The organism is Streptomyces sp. NBC_01352 (assembly GCF_036237295.1).
GTDB classification, from domain to species: Bacteria; Actinomycetota; Actinomycetes; order Streptomycetales; family Streptomycetaceae; genus Streptomyces; species Streptomyces plumbiresistens.
The window spans coordinates 1069033-1087806 of record NZ_CP108354.1 but is presented as its reverse complement, the minus strand read 5'-3'; the positions used below and the strand labels follow the sequence as shown (position 1 = coordinate 1087806).

Here is an 18774-nt window from a genome sequence, read left to right as displayed (position 1 = left end):
GAAAGGAGCCGTCATCGTGGGAAGTGCCACGACTCCGTCATCCGACCGCCGGGCCACCGTCGCCCTTTTCTCCCGTCTGCGGACGGCCGAAGGGCAAGCCAATCCCTTTCCGATCTACACGGAACTCCGGTCGAGGGGCGGAGTCAGCCCAGCGCCCTGGGGCGGCTCCCTCGTGACCAGCTTCAGCATGTGCGACCAGATACTCCGCAGCAGCGACTGGCTGGAGCCGGACCAGAGCTGGCGGGAGCGCCAGGGCCCGCGCACGCGCTGGAGCGCCCCCTCCTCACGCGAGATAGGCAGCACCATGCCTGCCCTCAACCCCCCGCAGCACACCAGGGTGCGCCGGGCGGCCGGCACCTTCGACCGCGGCACCATCGAGCGGATCGGCCGGACGGTGAGCCGGGTGACCGACGGCCTGCTGGACTCCCTGGCCGACCACCTGCACGCCGGGGAGGCCGACTTCGCCGCCCTGGTGAGCGAGGAGCTGCCGGTCGCCACCATCGGCGACTGGCTCGGCCTGCCGAGCGCCGACTGGCCGCGCCTGCGCGAACTCACCCACGACCAGGTCTTCACCCAGGAACTGCTGCCCTCGGCCAGCCAGTTGGCCACGTCCGACGTGGCCATGGCCGAACTCCGCGACTACTTCGTCGACTTAGTACACGACCGGCGTACCCACCTCGGCGAGGACCCCGTGTCCCGATGGATAGAGGCCTGGGACGCCATCGAACCGGACCAGGACAAGGCGGACCAAGAGGTCTACTTCTTGGCCCTGTTCGTCCTCCTCGCAGCCCTGGAGACCACCTCCACCCTGCTGTCGACCATGACGCTCCTGCTCGTCGAGGACCCGGAGCGGTGGGACCTGGTCGCCACCAGTCCGGACCTGGTGCCCGCCTTCGTGGAGGAGACGCTGCGCTACGACTCTCCCACGCACGTCATCAGCCGGGTCGCCGCCAAGGACTGCACCCTGGGGGGCTTTGAGGTCCGCAGGGACGAAATGGTCCACCTCATGGTGGGGGCGGCCCACCGGGACCCGGCCAGACACAGCGATCCCGAGCGATTCGACCTCCACCGCAAACCCGCCCACCTCGCCTTCAGCGGTGGCATCCACTACTGCCTCGGCGCGCCGCTGGCTCGCTTGGAGGCCCAGACCCTGCTCCGTCAACTGGTCACACGCCTGCCCCGCCTCACCCTCGTGCGCCGCCCGCCGAGGGCGCCCCGGGTGGCCTTCCGTCGCCTGCTGAAGCTGGACGTCGCCCTCGCATGAACGAAACCTCCACCGTCACTGCCCCCACCGCAAAGGCCGTACTCGCCGAGCAGGACGGCCCCGTCCTCCATGTCCGCCTCAACCCCTTCGAACAGGACGACACGCTGAGCGTGGCCGTTCTCGACGACCTCATCGCCCTGTTCGACGGTCTCCACGAACGGCCCGACGTCCGCATCGTGTTGCTGTCGTCCATGGGCGAGGACTTCTGTCTGGGGGCCGACCGCCACGAATACGTGGATGCCCTCGCCCTGGATCCGACGGGTGCCACCCTGCGGCGCATCGCGGACAAGGCCCACCGCCTGTGCCAGGCCCTGGAGAGCACGCACGCCGTCACCATCGCCCGGCTCCACGGCAAGGTCATCGGCGCGGGCCTCGCGCTCGCCGCCTACTGCGACCTGCGCGCCGGCGCGGACACCTGTCAGTTCCGTATGCCGGAGGTCGGGGTAGGACTCCCGCCCGCCTGGGGAGGAGCCATGGGTCGCCTCATCTCCGAAGCCGGCGTCGCCAGGATCCGCGAACTCATGCTCACCTGCAACGTGTTCGACGCGGCCACCGCCCACCGGCTCGGTATCCTCCACAAGGTCGCGCCCCTCGACCAGTTGGACCATGCCGTCGACGCATGGACGAGACCGCTCGTCCGACGCTCGCCCGAGGCCCTCGTCCTGACCAAACGCATGCTCGCCGGCTACGCACGAGCCGACCGCACGGCCGACGTCGCCCTGCTCGACGCCCACCTCCTGACGGCACATCTCAACCAGCGCGCAGCCGTGACCTGACAGCCCCGCAGCGAAGCGCTCCCAGCGGGTTGTCGCCGTCAGCGCGGACGGCGTCATCCGCAGGGCGATCAGAGGGTCGAAGTGCCGCCCGGGTCCTTCTCGGGGTCCTGAGCGGCGGCGCGCACAAGCGTGCATCCACCGGTCAGGCCGGTCGGCGGACCTCGTGGAAGTCGGACTTGCGGATCTTCGCGTGGACGCCCTTCACGTCGTCGACGACCTGGGAGACCGCGAAGTCGCCTGCCGCGCTGAGGTATGCCATCGCCAGGTGGCGCTCGATGCCGTAGTCGGTCGTGAGCAGGTCCAGCGCGCAGCGCACACAGTCGCGCATCGCCTCGTTGAGGTCCTTGTCCAGGCCTATCGGCACCAGGTAGTCGTCCGTCTCGGCGAACGGGGCGACGCGGCCGTGGCCGGGCCGCAGAGCGGCACCGCCGGGCACCACTTCGAGCTTCACGGTGGCGCGCAGCGACGCCTCGAACGCGGTGAGGGCGACCTCGCCGTCGCCCTGGGCGAAGTGGGGGTCCCCGAAGTAGACCAGCGCGTCGTCGACCTGCACCGGGAGGTACAGCGTGGCGCCCTCGCCGAGCAGGGAGATGTCGATGTTGCCGCCGTGGCGCCCCGGCGGCACCGAGTGCGGCCGCTCGTCGCCGGGCACCGCCACACCCATCACGCCGAGGAACGGCCGCAGCGGGAAGCGCAGTGAGCCGCGGGAGGGGTCCGTCGGATCCACCGCCATCCGGCCCCACGCGCCGTGGTGATCGGCGTGTGCCGTGGCGAAGGTGAACGCGGGACCGGCCAGCGAGGGCATCTCGCCGGGGAGGGCGCCGAAGCCGTGGCGTGCGGAGACCATGCCGTACGGAACGCGCGGGGTGAGGCCGAGGACGGTGATGGCGAGCAGATCGCCGGGCCGGGCGCCGGCCACGGCTATCGGCCCGGTGACGAGGTGCGGCCCGTCGTCGTCGAAGTCGTGCGGCATACCGGAGTCCGCCACCTGCTGGGCGTCGTCGAGCACATGGCCGCCGCCGACGCCGTATCGGCCGAAGAACTCACCGGGGTTGCGGCCCTGGTCCTCGAGGACTCCCTCGTGGCTGAGCGTGTCGACCGTGACGACGGAGCCCGGTCGCACGACCGCGCACGGTGCGTCCGCCTCGCACGGAAGGCGCCCCCACAGGGTGTTCTCGGGCGTCGCCGGGACGTAGGTCGGCGACGCGATCGCTCCGTGGCCTGGCTGGAGGACCGGGAAGCCGGTCGCGGCGACATCGAGAAGGGGCGAGTCGATCGCAGTCATGGCCGACCTTTCATGAAGGGGAGGGGTGGGCCCGACGCTAGGAACGTCCCGTTGCCCCGGTGTTTCCGGTCGAGGTCCGCGCCGTAACGCTGTCTCGTATGACAACATGGCATCTCGCATAAGTTGCTGTGGAGGAGACCCGGATGGACGTCGGCGACGTTGTTCTCATCGGCGGTGCCGGCCTTGTCGGCGGATTCGTCAACTCCATCGCAGGCGGCGGGTCGCTGCTTCTCTTCCCCGCCCTGGTCGCCGGCGGGCTGGGTACGGTGGCCGCCAACGTCACCAACTCCGTGGCGCTCTGGCCTGGCTACCTGGGCAATGTCGCGGCACTGCGGGGGTCTTCCCGCCCGTCTTCCGTGACGTCACTGGCGGTCGTGTCCGCAGTGGGTGCCGCCGCCGGATGCGCGCTGCTGCTGCTCACGCCGTCACGGGTCTTCTCGGTCGCGGTGCCGTTCCTCGTCCTCGGGGCCAGTGCTCTCCTCGCCTTCCAGCCCAAGTTGCGGGCGCTGCTCGGCGCCGCAGACGAGGACCACCGCGTCCAGCTGTACGCCGGGACGTTCGCCGGCGCGGTCTACGGCGGTTACTTCGGAGGTGGGCTGGGAGTCATCCTGATGGCCCTGCTCGGCCTCACACTGTCCGCTCCGCTGGCCGAGGTGAGCGTCCTCAAGGGGACGTTGCAGCTGGTCGTGGCCACCGTGTCGCTCGTCGTGTTCGCGTTGTTCGGCCCTGTGCACTGGATGATCGCGCTCGTGGTCGCGCCGGCGTCCCTCGCCGGGGGAGTACTCGGCGGCCGGCTGTCGACGAGGCTGAGCGAGCCGGTGCTGCGCGCCGCCGTGGTCGGCTTCGGCGTGCTGGCGGGCGTCTGGCTGGGTGTGCGCGCCTTCGGCTGACCGTTCCTGGAGACGGATCGTCAGGCCGTGCCGGTTCGGCCACCGCGCGGGTCGGTAGCCGGCTGGTGGGCGGCGCTCGGTCCCTGAACGCCGCCCACCGGCCGATCACGGCTCAGAGGTCGAGGACCAGCCGGTCGCCCTGACACCGGCCGACGCAGACCATCATGGTGCGCCCGGCGAGGCGTTCCTCGTCGGTGAGTACGGAGTCCCGGTGCTCCGGCGTCCCGGCGAGCACACGGGTCTCGCAGGCGCCGCAGTATCCCTTCTCGCAGTCGTAGGACAGGCCGGGTACGGCGTCGCGCAGGACCTCGATGAGGCGGCGGTCGGCCGGCACGGTCAGGGTGACTCCCGTGCGCGCGAGCTGGACCTCGAAGTCCCGGTTCTCGGCGGCGTCGTACGCCGTCTCAAGGCCGTCGCCGGCGGTGAAGCGCTCCAGATGCAGCCGGTCGGTGAGGTCCAGGCGGGCGCACTCGCGCTCGACGGCCGCCAGCATCGGCGCCGGCCCGCACGCGTAGACGGCGGTGTCCGCGTCCAGGTCGCCCAGCAGCCGGGGAAGATCCGGCATCCCGGCCTCGTCCTGCGGGAGCAGGGTGAGCGCGTCGCCGGCGACGGCGGCGAGTTCGTCGGTGAACGCCATCGTGGAGCGGGTGCGTCCGCCGTACACGACGGCGAAGGGCGTGCCGCGTCCGGCGGCCTCGCGGACCATGGCGAGGATCGGGGTGACACCGATGCCGCCGGCGAGGAACAGGTAGGACGCCGCCGGTACGAGCGGGAAGTGGTTGCGCGGCCCGCGTACCGCGAACACGGCTCCCGGGCGGGCCAGTTCGTGGAGTTCGGTCGACCCGCCCCGGCCCCGGGGCTCGCGCAGGACGCCGATGCGCCAGGTCGTGGCGTCGGCGGGGTCACCGCACAGCGAGTACTGACGCAGCCTGCCCGAGGGCAGCCGCAGCTCGACGTGCGCGCCGGGGCGCCACGCGGGTAGTTCGCCGCCGTCCGGCAGGGCGAGGTCGACGGCGACGACGTCCTCGGCCGTGGCGTGCACCGCGGTGGCCCGCAGCGGGGTGGGCGTGGTCAGCGCGCGGATCGAGCCTGCCCCTGCCGTCGCCCGGGGACCGGGCGTGAACAGCGCCGGTACCGCGTCCCAGCCGGACTGGTTGCCGCGCGTCGGATAGGCGACGAGCCCGTCCTCGATCACCCGGTAGTCGGGCAGTCGGGTCAGGACCTGGGTCATCATCGCGCGGAACATGGCCCGGGCGAGGTGGGCGCCGGCGCACCGGTGCGAGCCGATGCCGAAGCTGAGATGCCGGCTGGCGTCGCGGTCCAGCCGTACCTGCTCGGGGTCGGGGAACACCGCGGGGTCGTGGTTCGCGGCGACCCACGGGATCAGCACGCGGTCACCCGCGCGCATCGGGCAGCCGCCGACCTCGACGTCCTGGGTGACCGTGCGCGCCATCGACTGCGAGGGGGCGAACGCGCGGAGGAACTCCTCGGTCGCGGTGTCCAGCAGATCGGGGGAGTCGATCAGCCGCCGGCGCTGCTCGGGGTGGCGAGCGAGGTGGACGAGCGTCGATCCGGTCAGGGAGGTGGTGGTGTCGACGCCACCGGCGATGAGCAGGCCGATCACCGACACCAGCTCGTCCTCGCCGAACTCGCTGCCGTCGTCGCGCCGGCCGGCGACCAGCGCGCTGACCGCGTCGGCCCGCGGCGCGGAGCGGCGTTCGGCGATCAGCTCGCGGATGCGCTGATCCATGTAGGCCAGCCCGGCGGCTCCGCGCACGGCGCGCTCGCTGCCGGCTGCCGCGGCGAAGATGTCGTGGATCGGCCCGGCCAGCTTCTCCCAGTCCTCCTCGGGGAAACCGAGCCAGTCCAGGGTCACCGCGGCCGGCAGCGGGTTGGTGAGGTCACGGACGAAGTCGCAGGAGCCGAGCTCGACGAAGTCGTCCACGATGCGGGCGGCGTGGCGCTCGATCATGGGCACCAGCCGCTCGATCGCCTCCGGGGTGAGCAGTGGGTTGATCAGGTGCCGGTACTCGGTCGACCGCGGCGGGTCGAGCTCGATCGGATACTGGTCGAGCCCCGGTCCCTTGGGGATGACGATGCCGACGCCCTGGCCGCCGTGGTCGCTGCGGGCCGAGGAGAACGTCTCGTCGTCGCGGGCGATGCGGGCCACGTCGGCATACCGCGTCGTGTAGGTGAAGCCGCCGTAGGCGGCGGAACGGCCTACCGGGCAGCTCTCGCGCATGCGCGCGTAGTAGGCGACCGGATCGGCGTTGGCCTCGTCGGAGTGGTGGTCGAAGTCGATGTCGGCGGACATGGTGGGCACGCTCCACGTGCTCGGCCTTCTGCGCGGTGTTGTCCGGCCGCGCCACCGGATGTCTGGTGCCTCATCGGCGTCGCCACCCTAAGGTGCTGCCGCGGTGCGCGACAACGCCGGGTGGGCGACGTCTCAGAAGGTCAGCACAGCTTTGCCGACCGAGCCTGACCGGACCGCCGCGACGGCCTCGTTGATCTGCTCGAACGGGAAGTAGGTGATCATCTTCTCGACCGGGAACCGGCCCTTGGCGTTGAGGTCGAGCAGCTGGGGCAGGAACACCTGCGGCAGGCTGGACCCGCCGATGATGCCGGTGACACTGCGCCCGTTGAGGATGCTGCGCCAGTCGAAGCTCATCGACTCGCTCGGGCCGACGCCGATGACCCCGGCGCGGCCGAGCGGTCCCAGAGACTCCACCGCGGTGCGCAGGACGTCCTCGCGCCCGGTCGTGTCGATCACGAAGTCGAACCCCTCGGGGACGAGGGCGGCCAGTTGCTCGGCGGCCGGCCCGGCCGAGGAGTCGACGGTGTGTGTGGCGCCGTAGCCGCGGGCCGCCTCCAGCTTGGCCGGGTTGACGTCGACGGCGGCGACGATCGCGCAGCCGCTCAGCGAGGCCGCGATGATGGCGGCCACGCCGACAGCCCCGGCCCCGAAGACCGCGATCGACGAGCCGGGGCGCGGCTGCAGCACATTGAGCACGCCGCCGGCGCCGGTCTGGAAGCCGCAGCCGAAGGGTCCGGCCCGCAGCAGGTCCAGTGAGGGGTCGATCTTCACGACCGCCCGCTCCGGCGCGACGACGTGGCTGGCGAACGACGACTGGCCCAGGAAGTGGGCGTTGACCTCGCGGCCCTCATGGGTCACCGCGGTGGAGCCGTCGGGCCGGCGGCCGGAGAAGTTCACCGCGTCGAAGCTCCGGCAGTAGGCGGGCGAGCCGGTGCGGCACAGCGCGCACGTGCCGCACGACGCGAAGGACATGGTGACGTTGTCGCCCGGGCGTACAGAGGTGACATGCGCGCCGACCTTCTCGACGACGCCCGACCCCTCGTGCCCGAGCAGCGCGGGCGTGGGGAAGAAGGTGGCGAACTCGAGGTCGGTGCCGCAGATGCCGACGCCGGCGACGCGGACGAGCACCTCGTCGGGACGGGGCTCCTCCAAGTCCACCTCGGTCAGGACGAACGGCTGTCCGGCTTGCTCCAGCAGAGCGGCGGTGGCGCGCACCAGGCCTCCTCAGTGACTCACATAGCGAGATCGCATATTGACATGCGTGACAAGGTCGGTCAAGGTTCACGTATGGCTGCTGTTGACTTCCCTTCCTCCCAGCAATTCATCGACGGCGAGTGGGTCGCGGCCCGCGACGGCGGCACTCTGGACGTCGTCGATCCGGCCACCCAGCAGGTGATCACCAAGGTGGCCCTGTCGGGCGGAGCCGATGTCGACGACGCGGTCGCCGCGGCACGCCGCGCCTCCCCTGGCTGGGCGGCGACCAACCCCACCGAGCGCGGGACACTGATCCGGCGCTGGGCCGACCTGATCCTCGCCGACGTCGAGGCGCTGGCGGCCGTAGAGGCGAGGGACGTGGGCAAGCCGCTGTCCGGGGGCCGGACGAACATCTACATCGCCCACGGCATCATCGACTACTTCGCGGGCGCGGCCGACAAGCTCACCGGCGTCACGCTGCCGACCCGCAGTCCCGACTACCTGGGCTACACGGTTCCCGAGCCGTACGGCGTGTGCGCCGTCGTCATCCCGTGGAACGTGCCGACCGTGCTCATGGCCGCGAACGTCGCGCCGGCGCTCGCCGCGGGCAACACGGTCGTCCTCAAGCCGTCCGAGGTCGCGCCGCTGGCCCCGTTCGCGCTCGTCGAACTCGCCCGCCGCGCCGGCTTCCCGCCCGGGGTGATCAACGTCGTCGCGGGCGGCCCCGAGGCGGGTGCCGCACTGACCGCGCACCCGGACATCGACCACATCAGCTTCGTCGGCTCCACCGCCACCGGGCGGGCGATCATGACGGCCGCCGCGCAGAACCTCGTCCCGGTGAAGCTCGAACTCGGCGGCAAGTCGCCGAACGTGCTCTTCGCCGACGCCGACCTCGACACCGCGATCGACGCGGTCGTCGCCTCGATCACCGAGAACGCCGGGCAGAACTGCTACGCCGGTTCCCGGCTGCTCGTCCAGGACTCGGTGCACGACGAGGTCGTGGAGCGGGTCGCCGCCGCCATGGCCGCCGTCAAGACCGGGCCCTGGGACGCCGACCTGGACATGGGACCGCTGGTCAGCGCCGCGCAGTTCGCCCGCGTCAGCGGCTTCCTCGAGGACGCGCCCCGCGAGGGCGCGCGGCTGGTCACCGGTGGCGCGCCCACCGGCGACGGGTGGTACGTCCAGCCGACCGTGTACGACCGTGTGGACGCGGGCATGCGCGTCGCCCGCGAGGAGGTCTTCGGCCCGGTCCTCGCCGTGCAGTCGTTCCGCGACACGGCCGAGGCGACCGAGCTGATGAACGCGACGGACTTCGGCCTGCTGGCCTGTATCTGGACCAACGACGTCTCCCGGGCCCTGCGGCTGGCGAAGGACGTCCGCTCCGGGCAGGTGGCGGTCAACCAGTTCCACGACGCCGGAGTGATCGGCTTCCCCTTCAACATGCAGAAGGACAGCGGCTTCAGCCGGGGCGGCGGCTACGCGGCGCTGCGCGAGTACACCCAGGAGAAGGGCGTGGCCATCCGGCTGCTGGACCGCTGAGACGGGACACCATGGGAACCATCGCCGAGGCACGGTCCGGACCGGCCCGGGACGGATGGGGGCCGGACGCCGAACCTGCCGGGCTGGAGCGGGAACTGACCGAGGCCGTCCTCGCCGGCGCCGCGCGCTCGGACGTGCTCCGCGCGCTGTCGCGGGCGACCGGCCGGCAGGTGCGCCTGCTCTCCGCCGAGGGCGCGCCGCTGGCGACCACCGACGGCGGCACGGGCGTGTCGGCCACGGTGGCGGACAGTGTGCTCGCCGGTGTGGCCGGACCGGTGGTCGACACGCTCGACGGACTGCGCGCCACGGCGCTGCCCGTGCGTGCGGGGGCGACCGTGGGCGGCGTGCTGCTGACCGTGGGTCCCGGTGACCCCCGGGCGCAGGCGCTGGCCGGTGCCGCCGTCACCGCCCTTCTCATCGACGCCCTGCGCGGAGGGGACGGCTCTGCCGAGGTCTCGCCTCAGCACACAGCGGCCGACGTCGTCGCCGCGCTGCGGTCCGGGACGGTGAGCCCCTCGGTGTGGGCGGCGGCCGCGGGACTGGGGATCGATCTGCAACGACCGCCGGCCGGTGCCGTACTCCACTACAGCGGCTCCCGACTGCGCGCCTGGTCCACCGCCCTCGCCTGGCTGGAGCACCCTGTGCAGCAGGAGGCGCGCACGGCGTGGACGGTGGTGCCGGGCGAGGCTGAGCTCACCCGGCTGCAGAGCCGGCTGCGCCTCATGACCGGCGACGAGTCCGCCGGTGACCACGTCGTCGCGGCGAGCGGCTCCCGCCCCGACTCGCCGATCGGTCTGGCCCGGTCCTTCACCGAGGCCGAACGGCTGCTCGGGCTGGCCAGGAGCCGGCACGCCCCGCTGCTCACCTTCGGTGGCTGCGGGGTGGTCCAGGTACTGTTGCCGCTCCCGCGCGCGGAGCTGGAGGCGTACGCCGAGGCGCACCTCGGGCCGATCCGGGAGCGTCCGGAGCTGATGGCGACGCTGCGTGCCTGGCTGGCCGAGCGGGGCAGCCGGCAGAGCGTCTCCGAACAACTCCATCTCCACCGCAACTCGGTGGGCTACCGGGTCCGCCAGATCAAGACCCTCCTCGGCACGGACCCCCTCCTTCCGGCCGCCTCGGCGCAGTTGCACCTGGCGCTCGCGGCGCTCGACCTGCTCGCCGCCGACGACCAGCGGCTGCGCGGCGACGACGAGCCGGTTCCGGCCGGACGCTGAACCGCCCTTTGCTGTGGCCGCGGTGGCGCGGCTCAGGTGCCGGCACGCGCTCATTCCGACCCGCGGCCTGCGCTGTGAGCTTTACGAACAGGCGCAACGCCGACGAAACCCAGTTTTTCCATACAAGCGTTGACAGCACTGGTCGGCATGGGCAGAGTGGCCTCACAATACGTTCCACCGCCTCGCAATGCGAGACGGCTGAGGTGAGGAGGGCCGCGGTGCGAGCGATGGTGCAGACCGACTTCGGGGGAACCGAGGTCGTGTCCCTGCAGGAGGTCCCGGAGCCGGTGTGCGGTGCCCGCGACGTCGTCGTCGAGGTCGCGTACTGCGGGCTGAACCGCCTGGACCTGCTGCAGCGCAAGGGGCCGGGTCTGATCCCCGGCTTCCGTCTTCCGCACGTGCCGGGCATGGACTTCGCCGGAACGGTGGTGGCGACCGGATCCTCGGTCAGCTCCATCGTCCCCGGTGACCGCGTCATCGCCGATCCCACCCAGGGCTGCGGCAGCTGCCCGCGCTGCTCGGTGGGCGATCGTGCGTACTGCGCCAACCCGCGCATCCTCGGCGGCAACGCCCCCGGCGCGCTCGCCGAATACGTCCTGGCGTCGGCCGAATCGATCGTCCGGGTCCCGAAGTCCCTGCCGCTCGACGAGGCCGTCACCCTGCCCACCGCCTTCGCGACGGCCTGGCACGCGGTCCACACGGTCGGGGCACTGGACGCCGGTGAGACCTTCGTGGTGCACGCGGCCGCGAGTCCCGTCAGCCTGGCGGCCATCGCGCTGGCCAAGCAGGCAGGTGCCTCGGTCGTCGCCTTCGCGGGCAGCGACGCGAAGCTGGCCGCCGCCCGCGCGGCCGGCGCGGACCTGGCCCTGCGCAACGACGAACCGGACCCGGCGAAAGCGGTGACGGCCTTCACCGACGGCGCCGGCGCGGCCCTGGTCCTGGACCACGTCGGCACCGACACCTGGCGCACCTCACTGGACTGCCTCGGCATCCGCGGGCGTCTGGTGCTGCTGGGCAACACCAGCGGCGACCAGGTGTCGTTCTCGCTCCAGGAGGTCTTCCACCGCGGCCTGAAACTGCTGGGCGCCGGCGGCTACACCTCGGCCGACTTCGTCGCCGCCACATCAGCCTGCTTCGCCGACCGCCTGCACCTGCCCACGGCCGCCCGGTTCCCGCTCGAGGACCTCACCGAGGCCTGGGACGTACTCGGCGCCCGCGACACCATCGGAAAGGTCGTGATCACGCCATGAACGATCTGCTGATCGTGGGCGGCGACATCGTCACCATGGACCCCGCGCGACGGGTCCTCACCGGCGCGACGGTCGCCGTGTCCGGAGACAGCATCGCCGCGCTCGGCACGACCGAGGACCTGCGCGCCCGCTTCCCGGACGCACAGGAGATCGACGCGTCGGGTTGTGTCGTCATCCCGGGTCTCGTCGACGCCCACCAGCACACGACCGTCGACCCCCTCGTGCGCAGCACCATCCCGGATCACATCAGCTCGCAGGAGTCGATCTTCGACTGGATCGTCCCGCTGCACGGCCACGCCGACGGTGACGACGACGAACTGGCCGCGACGATCACCGCCGTCGAGTGTCTGTCCCGGGGCATCACCACGGTGCTGGAGCCGGGCACGGTGGCCCACCCGGAACGGGTCGCCGCAGGGCTGGCCGCCGCGGGTATCCGCGCCCGGGTCGGCGGCTGGGGCTGGGACGCCGAGGGCGTGCCGTTCGGCGCCCCCGCCGACGAGGTACTCGCCCGTCAGGAGGAGATCGTCCGGGCCCTTCCGGCCACCGGGCCGGTCACCGGCTGGGTGACGCTCGTCGGTCACGACCTCGCCAGCGACGAGCTCTTCGCCGGAGCGGCGAGCCTGGCCGAGCGGCTCGATGTCGGACTGACCTGGCACGTCTCGCCGGGACCCGCCGACGTCGAGGCCTACGCCAAGCGCTGCGGGCGCCGACCGGTGGTCCACTTCGGCGAGCTGGGCGTACTCGGCCCGCGCCTGCTCCTGGGGCACGCCGTCTGGCTCGACGACACCGAGGTCGACGCGATCCTGGAGACCCGTACCGCGGTCGCCGCCTGCCCAGGGGCCTACCTGCGCCTCGCCCAGGGCTACACCCGCGCCTCGCGCCACGCCGAACTGGTGCGCCGGGGCGGCCGGGTGGCCCTGGGCTGCGACGCCCACAACGCCGGCGACGCTCCGGACGTCCTCCTGGCCGCCTACCTGTTCGCCGGCCTGGAACGCGACCGTGACCTGCCCGACCCGATCCGCGCCGAGCAGGCGTTCGCGCTCGCCACGGTCGACGGCGCCGAGGCGGTCGGTCTCGGCGAGCGGACCGGCTCCCTCGAGGTCGGCAAGGCCGCCGACCTCGTCGTACTCGACACCCGCGACCCCGCCTGGATGCCCCGCGGCGACCTGGCCCGCCAGCTCGTGTGGGGCCATGTGTCCCGCACCGTCCGTGACGTGCTGGTCGACGGCCGTGTGGTCGTCCGCGACCGGCAGCCGACCGGCATCGACCTCGCCGCCGTCGCCGAGGCCGCCGCCGAGCGGTCCGGCGCCCTGCTGCGGCGTGCCGGCCTCACGCCCCGCCCGACCTGGCCGACACGGCCGGCGGGCACCCCGTAAAGGAGACCACCCGTTGAACGTCATCGACATGTCCGGACGCTCCCCGGCCCAGAAACAGGGCCTGCTCTCGCAGCTGGTGGTACCCCGGCCGATCGCGATGATCACCACGCTCGACCCGGACGGAGGGATCAACGTCGCGCCGTACAGCTACTACATGCCGGTCAGCGGCGAGCCTCCGCTGATCGCGGTCACCATCGGCGCCCAGCGGGAGGCGACTTCGGAGCCGAAGGACACCTGGCTCAACATCGAGCGCACGGGTGAGTTCGTCGTCAACGTCACCACCGCCGAGATCGCCGAGCACATCGAGGCGGTGGCCCGCGAGTACCCCCGCGGCGTCAGCGAGATGGACGTCGCCGACTGGCGGGCGGTGCCCTCACAGGTCGTCGACACGCCGTCGCTGGCCGACAGCCCCGCGCACCTGGAGTGCAGGGTGCACGAGGTGATCGACCGCGGCGACCACACCTCCTGCTTCTCGGGCGTGCACATCGTGCTCGCCGAGGTCGTCTGCATCACCACCGACGACTCGGTCATGTCCGCCCCGGGCCGCATCGACCCCACCCGGGTCCGAGCGGTCGGGCGGATGGGTTTCCCGTGGTTCGTCACCGCCGGTGAGGAGTCCATCTTCCACCAGGAGCGGATCGCCTACGCCGAGCTCGGCCGGGCCGACTCGTCCGCCAACTGACCCCACCCCCCTCTTTCTCGCCACCGCCTCTCCATGGCGGTACCACCCAGCGAATGGAACGCACATGACCGCAAGAAGCTCGCTTCGTCGTAGTCGGGCCCCCATCGGCCTCGCCCTCGCCCTCACCGGAGCCCTCGCGCTCTCCGGCTGCGCCAGCAACGAGGCGACGGCAGCCAAGACCACCCCCGCGGCGAGCGGCACCGGCGGCTCGGGCCTCAACGAGCCCGACGTCAACGGTGACGGCAAGGTCGTCATCGGCGTCCTCAGCCCCGGCGACATCAATGACCACGGTTACTACGAGAGCTTCGTCGACTCGGCGGACGCCTTCGCCAAGGAAAAGAGCTGGACGGTCATCAAGCGCGGCAGCGTGCCCGCGAGCGACGCGCTCAGCGCCGCACGCGCGCTGTGCCAGCAGAAGGTCGACATGGTCGCGCTCGCCGCGAGTGAGCTCAAGGCCGCCATCCCGGCCTCCGAGGAGCCGGTCTGCGCCAAGACCGCCTGGTACGTGCCGTCGTCGGCGAACATCGACCAGACCCCGCGGATCATGCTGTCCTCCGACAACCCCAACCAGTCGATGCTCGCCGCCGGCTACGCCGCGGGCCTGAAGATGAAGGCGGCCGGCTACACCAAGGCCGGGTTCGTCACCGGCGTCAAGGCCGACTTCAGTGTCCTGGGAGCCAAGGCCTTCCTGGCCGGGATCCGGGAGGTGGTCCCCAAGGCCACCCTGGTGAGCACCTACACCGGTGACTTCAACGACTCGGCGAAGGCCAAGGAGGCCATCCAGGCCCAGATCAGCCAGGGTGCCAAGGTCATCTACCCCTACCTCGGGGGCGCGACCGACGCCGCGGCGAAGGTGGCGAACGCCAACGGCGTGCTGACCCTCACCCCGGGCACCGACCGGTGCGACTCGACCAGCCCGAAGTTCGACATCTCGGTGATCTTCAGCCCGGGTGACTACTTCCGCGCCGCCCTGGAGGACTTCGCCAAGGACGACCTGAAGATGGGCACGCCGCGCGTGTGGCAGCTGGGCGTCGACCCCTACCCGACCGTGAAGATCTGCAAGGGCCAGGGCGACGAGGACCAGCAGCTGGCGGGCTTCATGAAGAAGATCGGCAGCAAGGAGATCGACCCGGAGTCCGAGGTCAATCGCCTCGGCTGACCGTGCCGACACCGACCCAGGAGATTCACACGCGATGACACCGACGACCTCAGCGGCCCGGATCCTCGAGCTGCGTGGCATCACCAAGTCCTACGGATCCGTCACGGCCTGCGACGCCGTGGACCTCACCGTCGACGCCGGCGAGATCCATGGTCTCCTGGGCGAGAACGGGGCGGGCAAGTCCAGTCTCATGAAGGTCCTGCTCGGGCTGATCCGGCGCGACGCCGGCACCGTGCTGGTGCGCGGCGAACAGGTCGCGCTGGACAGCCCGCAGGAAGCGGCCGAGCTGGGCATCGGCATGGTGCACCAGCACTTCAGCCTCATCAGCGGCCTCACCGTGTGGGAGAACGTCGCGCTCGGTGACACGGGCGCGGTGAACAAGCAGGCCATCTGCGCCGACATCGCCGAGGTCGCCGCACGGTACGGGCTGCCGGTCGACCCCGAGGCGCGCGTCGACGCGCTCTCGGCGGGCGAGCGGCAGCGCGTCGAAGTGGTCAAGTGTCTGCGGCGCAACCCGCAGATCCTGATCCTGGACGAACCCACCTCGGTGCTGACCCAGGCCGAGTCGCAGGAACTGTTCGCCGTGCTCGGCCGGGTGGTGCAGGAGGAGGGCCGCGCGGTCATCCTCATCAGCCACAAGCTCGCCGAGATCGTGCAGGCCACCGACCGGGTGACGGTCCTGCGCAAGGGCCGCGTCGCGTTCCGGGCGGTCACCGCCGAGACCACCGCGCCGGAACTGGCCCGCCAGATGGTGGGCCGGGAGGTGTCACTGCACGACGAGGGAGCCGCCCTCGGCCTGCTGCCGGTCAACACGACCCGCACGGGCCGGGGCGGGGCCCAGGACCGGCCCGCGCCCGTCCTGAGCCTGGCCGGGATCACCGTCGAAAAGGGCGGCGTGAAGGTTCTTCAGGGACTCGACCTGACCGTGGGCGCGGGCGAGATCTGCGCCCTGTACGGCGTCGAGGGCAGCGGCCAGGCGGTGCTCGGCGAGGTCCTGGCCGGGCTGCTCGCGCCGACCGCCGGCACCGTCGAGGTCGCCGGGAGCCGGGTCGACGTGAGCCGGCCCGGCGCGCTCGGGAAGGCGGGCCTCGGCATCGTGCCGGAGGACCGCCACCAAAGCGGCGTCGTCCTCGACATGAGCGTCACCGAAAACCTGACGATGAAGTCGCTCGACAGGCTCAGCGGCCGCTTCCTGCTGCGCCGCCGCGCGATGCACGCCGAGGCTCGTCGCCTCGCCGACGAGTTCAACATCATCACCCCCTCACTCGACGCACCGGTGCGCAGCCTGTCCGGAGGCAACCAGCAGCGCGTCGTGCTCGCCCGGGAACTGTCCGGTCACACCAGCGTCCTGGTGGCCGCGCAGCCCACCCACGGGCTGGACGTCGGCGCCATCGAGGACATGTACGCCCGGCTGCGCCAGGCGGCCGCGGACGGCGTCGGAGTGCTGCTCATCTCCACCGAACTCGAGGAAGTCATGGCCCTTGCAACCTGGATCGCGGTGATCTCGTCCGGGCGGATCACCGGAGCCCTCCCCGTCTCGGAGGCGACCCCCGAGCGACTGGGCATGCTGGTCGGCGGTGAGGCCGCATGAGCGCCGCCTCGCTGACCAACGGGGACGAACTCGCCCGGCGTTTCCTCGCCGGGCTTCGGCCCGGGCGCAGTGGCTGGCTGACGGCGGGTCTGACCGCCGTACTGGTCGCCGTCGCCGCGGCCGCGTCCGCGCTGCTGCTCGTGCTGACCGGTGGTTCGCCGACTGCCTCGGCGGACGCGATATGGACCGGGAGCCTGGCCGACGCCACGGGATGGACGACGACGCTGCTCAACGCGGCGCCCCTGCTGCTGGTCGCGGTCGGTGCGTGCATCTGCGCGTCGGCCGGCACCTTCAACATCGGCCAGGAGGGGCAGGTCCTCATCGGCGGCCTGGTCGGAGCTTGGGTCGGGCTGCGGCTGGCCCTGCCGGGCCCGATGCTGGTCGTCGTGGTGCTGATCGCCGCGGCCGTCGGCGGTGGCGTCTGGGCCGCGCTCAGCGCGGTGATGCTCCGCCTGCGCGGCGTCAACGTCCCGGTGAGCACCTTGCTGATGACGTTCCTCGCCATCCAGCTCGTCACGTACGCGGTCAGCTCGCCGTGGCTGCAGGAGAGCGCGCAGGGCTCCTCCGGCATCGCCGACGCGGCGTCCAACCAGCTGCCGGCCAACGCCCAGCTCGGCGGCTTCGGGCAGTACCCGTCGGTGCAGTGGAACATCGGCCTGTTCGTGGCCCTCGTCGCCGCGGTCGGCGTCGCTGTGGTCCTCACCCGCAGCCGGTGGGGTTTCCGGGTGCGCATGCTCGGACTGAATCCGCTGACGGCCAAGCACACCGGTGTGCGGGTGGCCGCGCTCGGCGGCTTCACCCTGGCGCTGTCCGGCGCCTTCGCCGGGCTGGCGGGCGGGCTGCTGCTGGTCAGCCCGGTCGGCACCAACCGGCTGCAGGCCGGGCTCTCGGACAACTTCGGCTGGGACGGCCTGCTCGTCGCGCTCGTCGCACGCAACCGGCCCCTCGTCGCGATCCCGGTGTCACTGGTGTTCGCCGTGCTGCGTGCGGGCGGTGACTTCCTGTCGGCCACGGGCGTGCCGTACTACCTCGTCGATGTCGTCAAGGCGCTGCTGGTCCTCGCGTTCGTCGCGCCGCCCGTCCTCATCGATCTCTTCAACAGGCGTCGCGGTGCCAGCCCGCAGGCGGCGCCCGACCTGTCCGTCGTCCCGACCAAGGTGAAGGCAGCCGCGTGAGCGTTCTGGACAGCACCACCACCATTCTCGCCAGCGGTGTCCGGCTGACCGTGCCCCTGGCGTTCGCCGCCTGCGGTGAGTACGTGGCCGAGCGCGCCGGCACGATGAACATCTCCGTCGAGGCGATGATGCTCGGCGCCGCGTTCACCTCGATCGCCACCGCGAGCGCGACCGGCAGCGCCGGCGTCGGTCTCGTCGCCGGCGTCGTCACGGGCCTCGTGATCGGCTTCGTGCACGGCAACTTCTCCCACCGGGCGCAGATCAACACCTTCGTCGTCGGCCTGGTGCTGAACGCGCTGGTGCTCGGGCTGACGAGCTACCTGATCACGACGAACGAGTTCGTCTCGCACCAGGTCGGGATGCTGTCGATCCCGCTGCTGCAGGACATCCCGCTCATCGGCAAGCCACTGTTCTCCGAACGCTGGCCCGCCTTCCTGCTGCTCGGGCTGATACCGCTCACCTGGTGGCTGGTCGAGCGCAGCCGCTGGGGCCTGGAACTGCGTGCGGTGGGGGAGAACCCCCAGGCCGCCGACGTCACCGGCATCAAGGTGAACGTGCGGCGCCGGCAGGCCCTGCTGTGGTGCGGCGCACTGGCCGGACTCGGTGGCGCCTACCTCGCGGTCGGCGAGGTCGGATCGTTCAACCAGAACATGACCGCCGGGCGCGGATACATCGTCATCGCCGCGGTGATCTTCGGAGCGTGGCGGCTCGGCCGGACCATGCTCGGCTGCCTGGTCTTCGGCCTCTCCGACGCGATGCGCCTGGCGCTCCCGGCACTCGGCGTCACCCTCAACGCCCAGCTGCTCGTAGCGGCCCCGTACCTGCTCGCGCTCCTGGCCATGCTCCTCTTCACCACCCAACACCGGGAACCCGGCGCGCTCGGACGGCCTTTCGAGCGCGGATCGACGTGACGGCCGCAACCAGGCGACGACGGATGCCGACCCCGCGAAGGCACGGGGCCGGCTTCCGCCGTGGGTACGCGGCATCACCGTCACCGGCGGCGCAGTGCCGGCGGGGTGTGGCTGACGTCGGCCGGGTTGAGCGTGCTGCCCGGCGGTGGGTCGA

At 71.8% G+C, this 18774-nt stretch carries 15 protein-coding genes; 12 read left to right on the top strand and 3 right to left on the bottom strand.

Translation table 11 applies throughout. From position 1 onward, the window contains the following. Positions 1-16: 16 nt before the first annotated feature. Positions 17-1264, top strand: a complete 1248-nt coding sequence (locus OG252_RS05300) for a cytochrome P450 (protein WP_266451628.1) — start codon at positions 17-19, stop codon at positions 1262-1264. Then, entirely contained in the window at positions 1261-2040 is a 780-nt protein-coding gene (locus OG252_RS05295; RefSeq protein ID WP_266451629.1) for an enoyl-CoA hydratase/isomerase family protein, read from the top strand. Before OG252_RS05300 ends, OG252_RS05295 begins: the two co-directional genes overlap by 4 nt. 142 nt (positions 2041-2182) lie before the next feature. On the opposite strand, the gene OG252_RS05290 is transcribed toward OG252_RS05295, so the two are convergent. Further along, entirely contained in the window at positions 2183-3325 is a 1143-nt protein-coding gene (locus OG252_RS05290; RefSeq protein ID WP_329334111.1) for an acetamidase/formamidase family protein, read from the bottom strand. 143 nt (positions 3326-3468) lie between these two features. Between OG252_RS05290 and OG252_RS05285 the strand changes: the two genes are divergently transcribed. Then, entirely contained in the window at positions 3469-4215 is a 747-nt protein-coding gene (locus OG252_RS05285; RefSeq protein ID WP_266451631.1) for a sulfite exporter TauE/SafE family protein, read from the top strand. Between the two features lie 112 nt (positions 4216-4327). Here OG252_RS05285 and OG252_RS05280 read toward each other — a convergent pair whose 3' ends face one another. Both OG252_RS05280 and OG252_RS05275 read right to left on the bottom strand, forming a co-directional pair. Then, positions 4328-6529, bottom strand: a complete 2202-nt coding sequence (locus OG252_RS05280) for a cytochrome P450/oxidoreductase (RefSeq protein WP_329334108.1) — start codon at positions 6527-6529, stop codon at positions 4328-4330. Positions 6530-6661: 132 nt separating this feature from the next. Then, a complete protein-coding gene (locus OG252_RS05275; RefSeq protein WP_266451633.1) occupies positions 6662-7744 on the bottom strand; it encodes an NAD(P)-dependent alcohol dehydrogenase in 1083 nt (360 codons plus the stop codon). 72 nt (positions 7745-7816) lie between these two features. Here OG252_RS05275 and OG252_RS05270 point away from each other — a divergent pair, with 72 nt between their 5' ends. From OG252_RS05270 to OG252_RS05230, 9 genes are all read left to right on the top strand, one after another. Continuing rightward, the gene (locus tag OG252_RS05270) at positions 7817-9262 is read left to right on the top strand and encodes an aldehyde dehydrogenase family protein (RefSeq protein WP_329334105.1); all 1446 of its coding nucleotides are present in this window, start codon (positions 7817-7819) and stop codon (positions 9260-9262) included. An 11-nt stretch (positions 9263-9273) separates the two neighbouring features. Beyond that, a complete protein-coding gene (locus tag OG252_RS05265) occupies positions 9274-10476 on the top strand; it encodes a PucR family transcriptional regulator (RefSeq protein ID WP_266451635.1) in 1203 nt (400 codons plus the stop codon). A 227-nt stretch (positions 10477-10703) separates the two neighbouring features. After that, entirely contained in the window at positions 10704-11726 is a 1023-nt protein-coding gene (locus OG252_RS05260) for an alcohol dehydrogenase catalytic domain-containing protein (RefSeq protein WP_266453156.1), read from the top strand. Then, positions 11723-13102 carry an amidohydrolase family protein gene (locus OG252_RS05255; RefSeq protein WP_266451636.1) on the top strand — a complete coding sequence of 460 codons (1380 nt, stop codon included), beginning with the start codon at positions 11723-11725 and terminating at the stop codon, positions 13100-13102. The genes OG252_RS05260 and OG252_RS05255 overlap by 4 nt, the downstream gene beginning before the upstream one ends. 13 nt (positions 13103-13115) lie before the next feature. After that, the gene (locus OG252_RS05250) at positions 13116-13784 is read left to right on the top strand and encodes a flavin reductase family protein (protein WP_329334102.1); all 669 of its coding nucleotides are present in this window, start codon (positions 13116-13118) and stop codon (positions 13782-13784) included. 64 nt (positions 13785-13848) lie between these two features. Then, the gene (locus OG252_RS05245) at positions 13849-14943 is read left to right on the top strand and encodes a BMP family ABC transporter substrate-binding protein (protein WP_329334100.1); all 1095 of its coding nucleotides are present in this window, start codon (positions 13849-13851) and stop codon (positions 14941-14943) included. 34 nt (positions 14944-14977) lie between these two features. Beyond that, positions 14978-16534, top strand: a complete 1557-nt coding sequence (locus OG252_RS05240; RefSeq protein WP_329334097.1) for an ABC transporter ATP-binding protein — start codon at positions 14978-14980, stop codon at positions 16532-16534. Further along, positions 16531-17709 carry an ABC transporter permease gene (locus OG252_RS05235; protein WP_266451640.1) on the top strand — a complete coding sequence of 393 codons (1179 nt, stop codon included), beginning with the start codon at positions 16531-16533 and terminating at the stop codon, positions 17707-17709. Before OG252_RS05240 ends, OG252_RS05235 begins: the two co-directional genes overlap by 4 nt. Further along, positions 17706-18620 carry an ABC transporter permease gene (locus OG252_RS05230; protein ID WP_266451641.1) on the top strand — a complete coding sequence of 305 codons (915 nt, stop codon included), beginning with the start codon at positions 17706-17708 and terminating at the stop codon, positions 18618-18620. Before OG252_RS05235 ends, OG252_RS05230 begins: the two co-directional genes overlap by 4 nt. Positions 18621-18774 lie beyond the last annotated feature (154 nt).

Coding starts and splice junctions, on each gene's coding strand:
- OG252_RS05265 (WP_266451635.1), top strand. CDS start 9,274: ATGGGAACCATCGCCGAGGCACGGTCCGGACCGGCCCGGGACGGATGG.
- OG252_RS05295 (WP_266451629.1), top strand. CDS start 1,261: ATGAACGAAACCTCCACCGTCACTGCCCCCACCGCAAAGGCCGTACTC.
- OG252_RS05245 (WP_329334100.1), top strand. CDS start 13,849: ATGACCGCAAGAAGCTCGCTTCGTCGTAGTCGGGCCCCCATCGGCCTC.
- OG252_RS05290 (WP_329334111.1), bottom strand. CDS start 3,325: ATGACTGCGATCGACTCGCCCCTTCTCGATGTCGCCGCGACCGGCTTC.
- OG252_RS05285 (WP_266451631.1), top strand. CDS start 3,469: ATGGACGTCGGCGACGTTGTTCTCATCGGCGGTGCCGGCCTTGTCGGC.
- OG252_RS05260 (WP_266453156.1), top strand. CDS start 10,704: ATGGTGCAGACCGACTTCGGGGGAACCGAGGTCGTGTCCCTGCAGGAG.
- OG252_RS05270 (WP_329334105.1), top strand. CDS start 7,817: ATGGCTGCTGTTGACTTCCCTTCCTCCCAGCAATTCATCGACGGCGAG.
- OG252_RS05235 (WP_266451640.1), top strand. CDS start 16,531: ATGAGCGCCGCCTCGCTGACCAACGGGGACGAACTCGCCCGGCGTTTC.
- OG252_RS05280 (WP_329334108.1), bottom strand. CDS start 6,529: ATGTCCGCCGACATCGACTTCGACCACCACTCCGACGAGGCCAACGCC.
- OG252_RS05255 (WP_266451636.1), top strand. CDS start 11,723: ATGAACGATCTGCTGATCGTGGGCGGCGACATCGTCACCATGGACCCC.
- OG252_RS05240 (WP_329334097.1), top strand. CDS start 14,978: ATGACACCGACGACCTCAGCGGCCCGGATCCTCGAGCTGCGTGGCATC.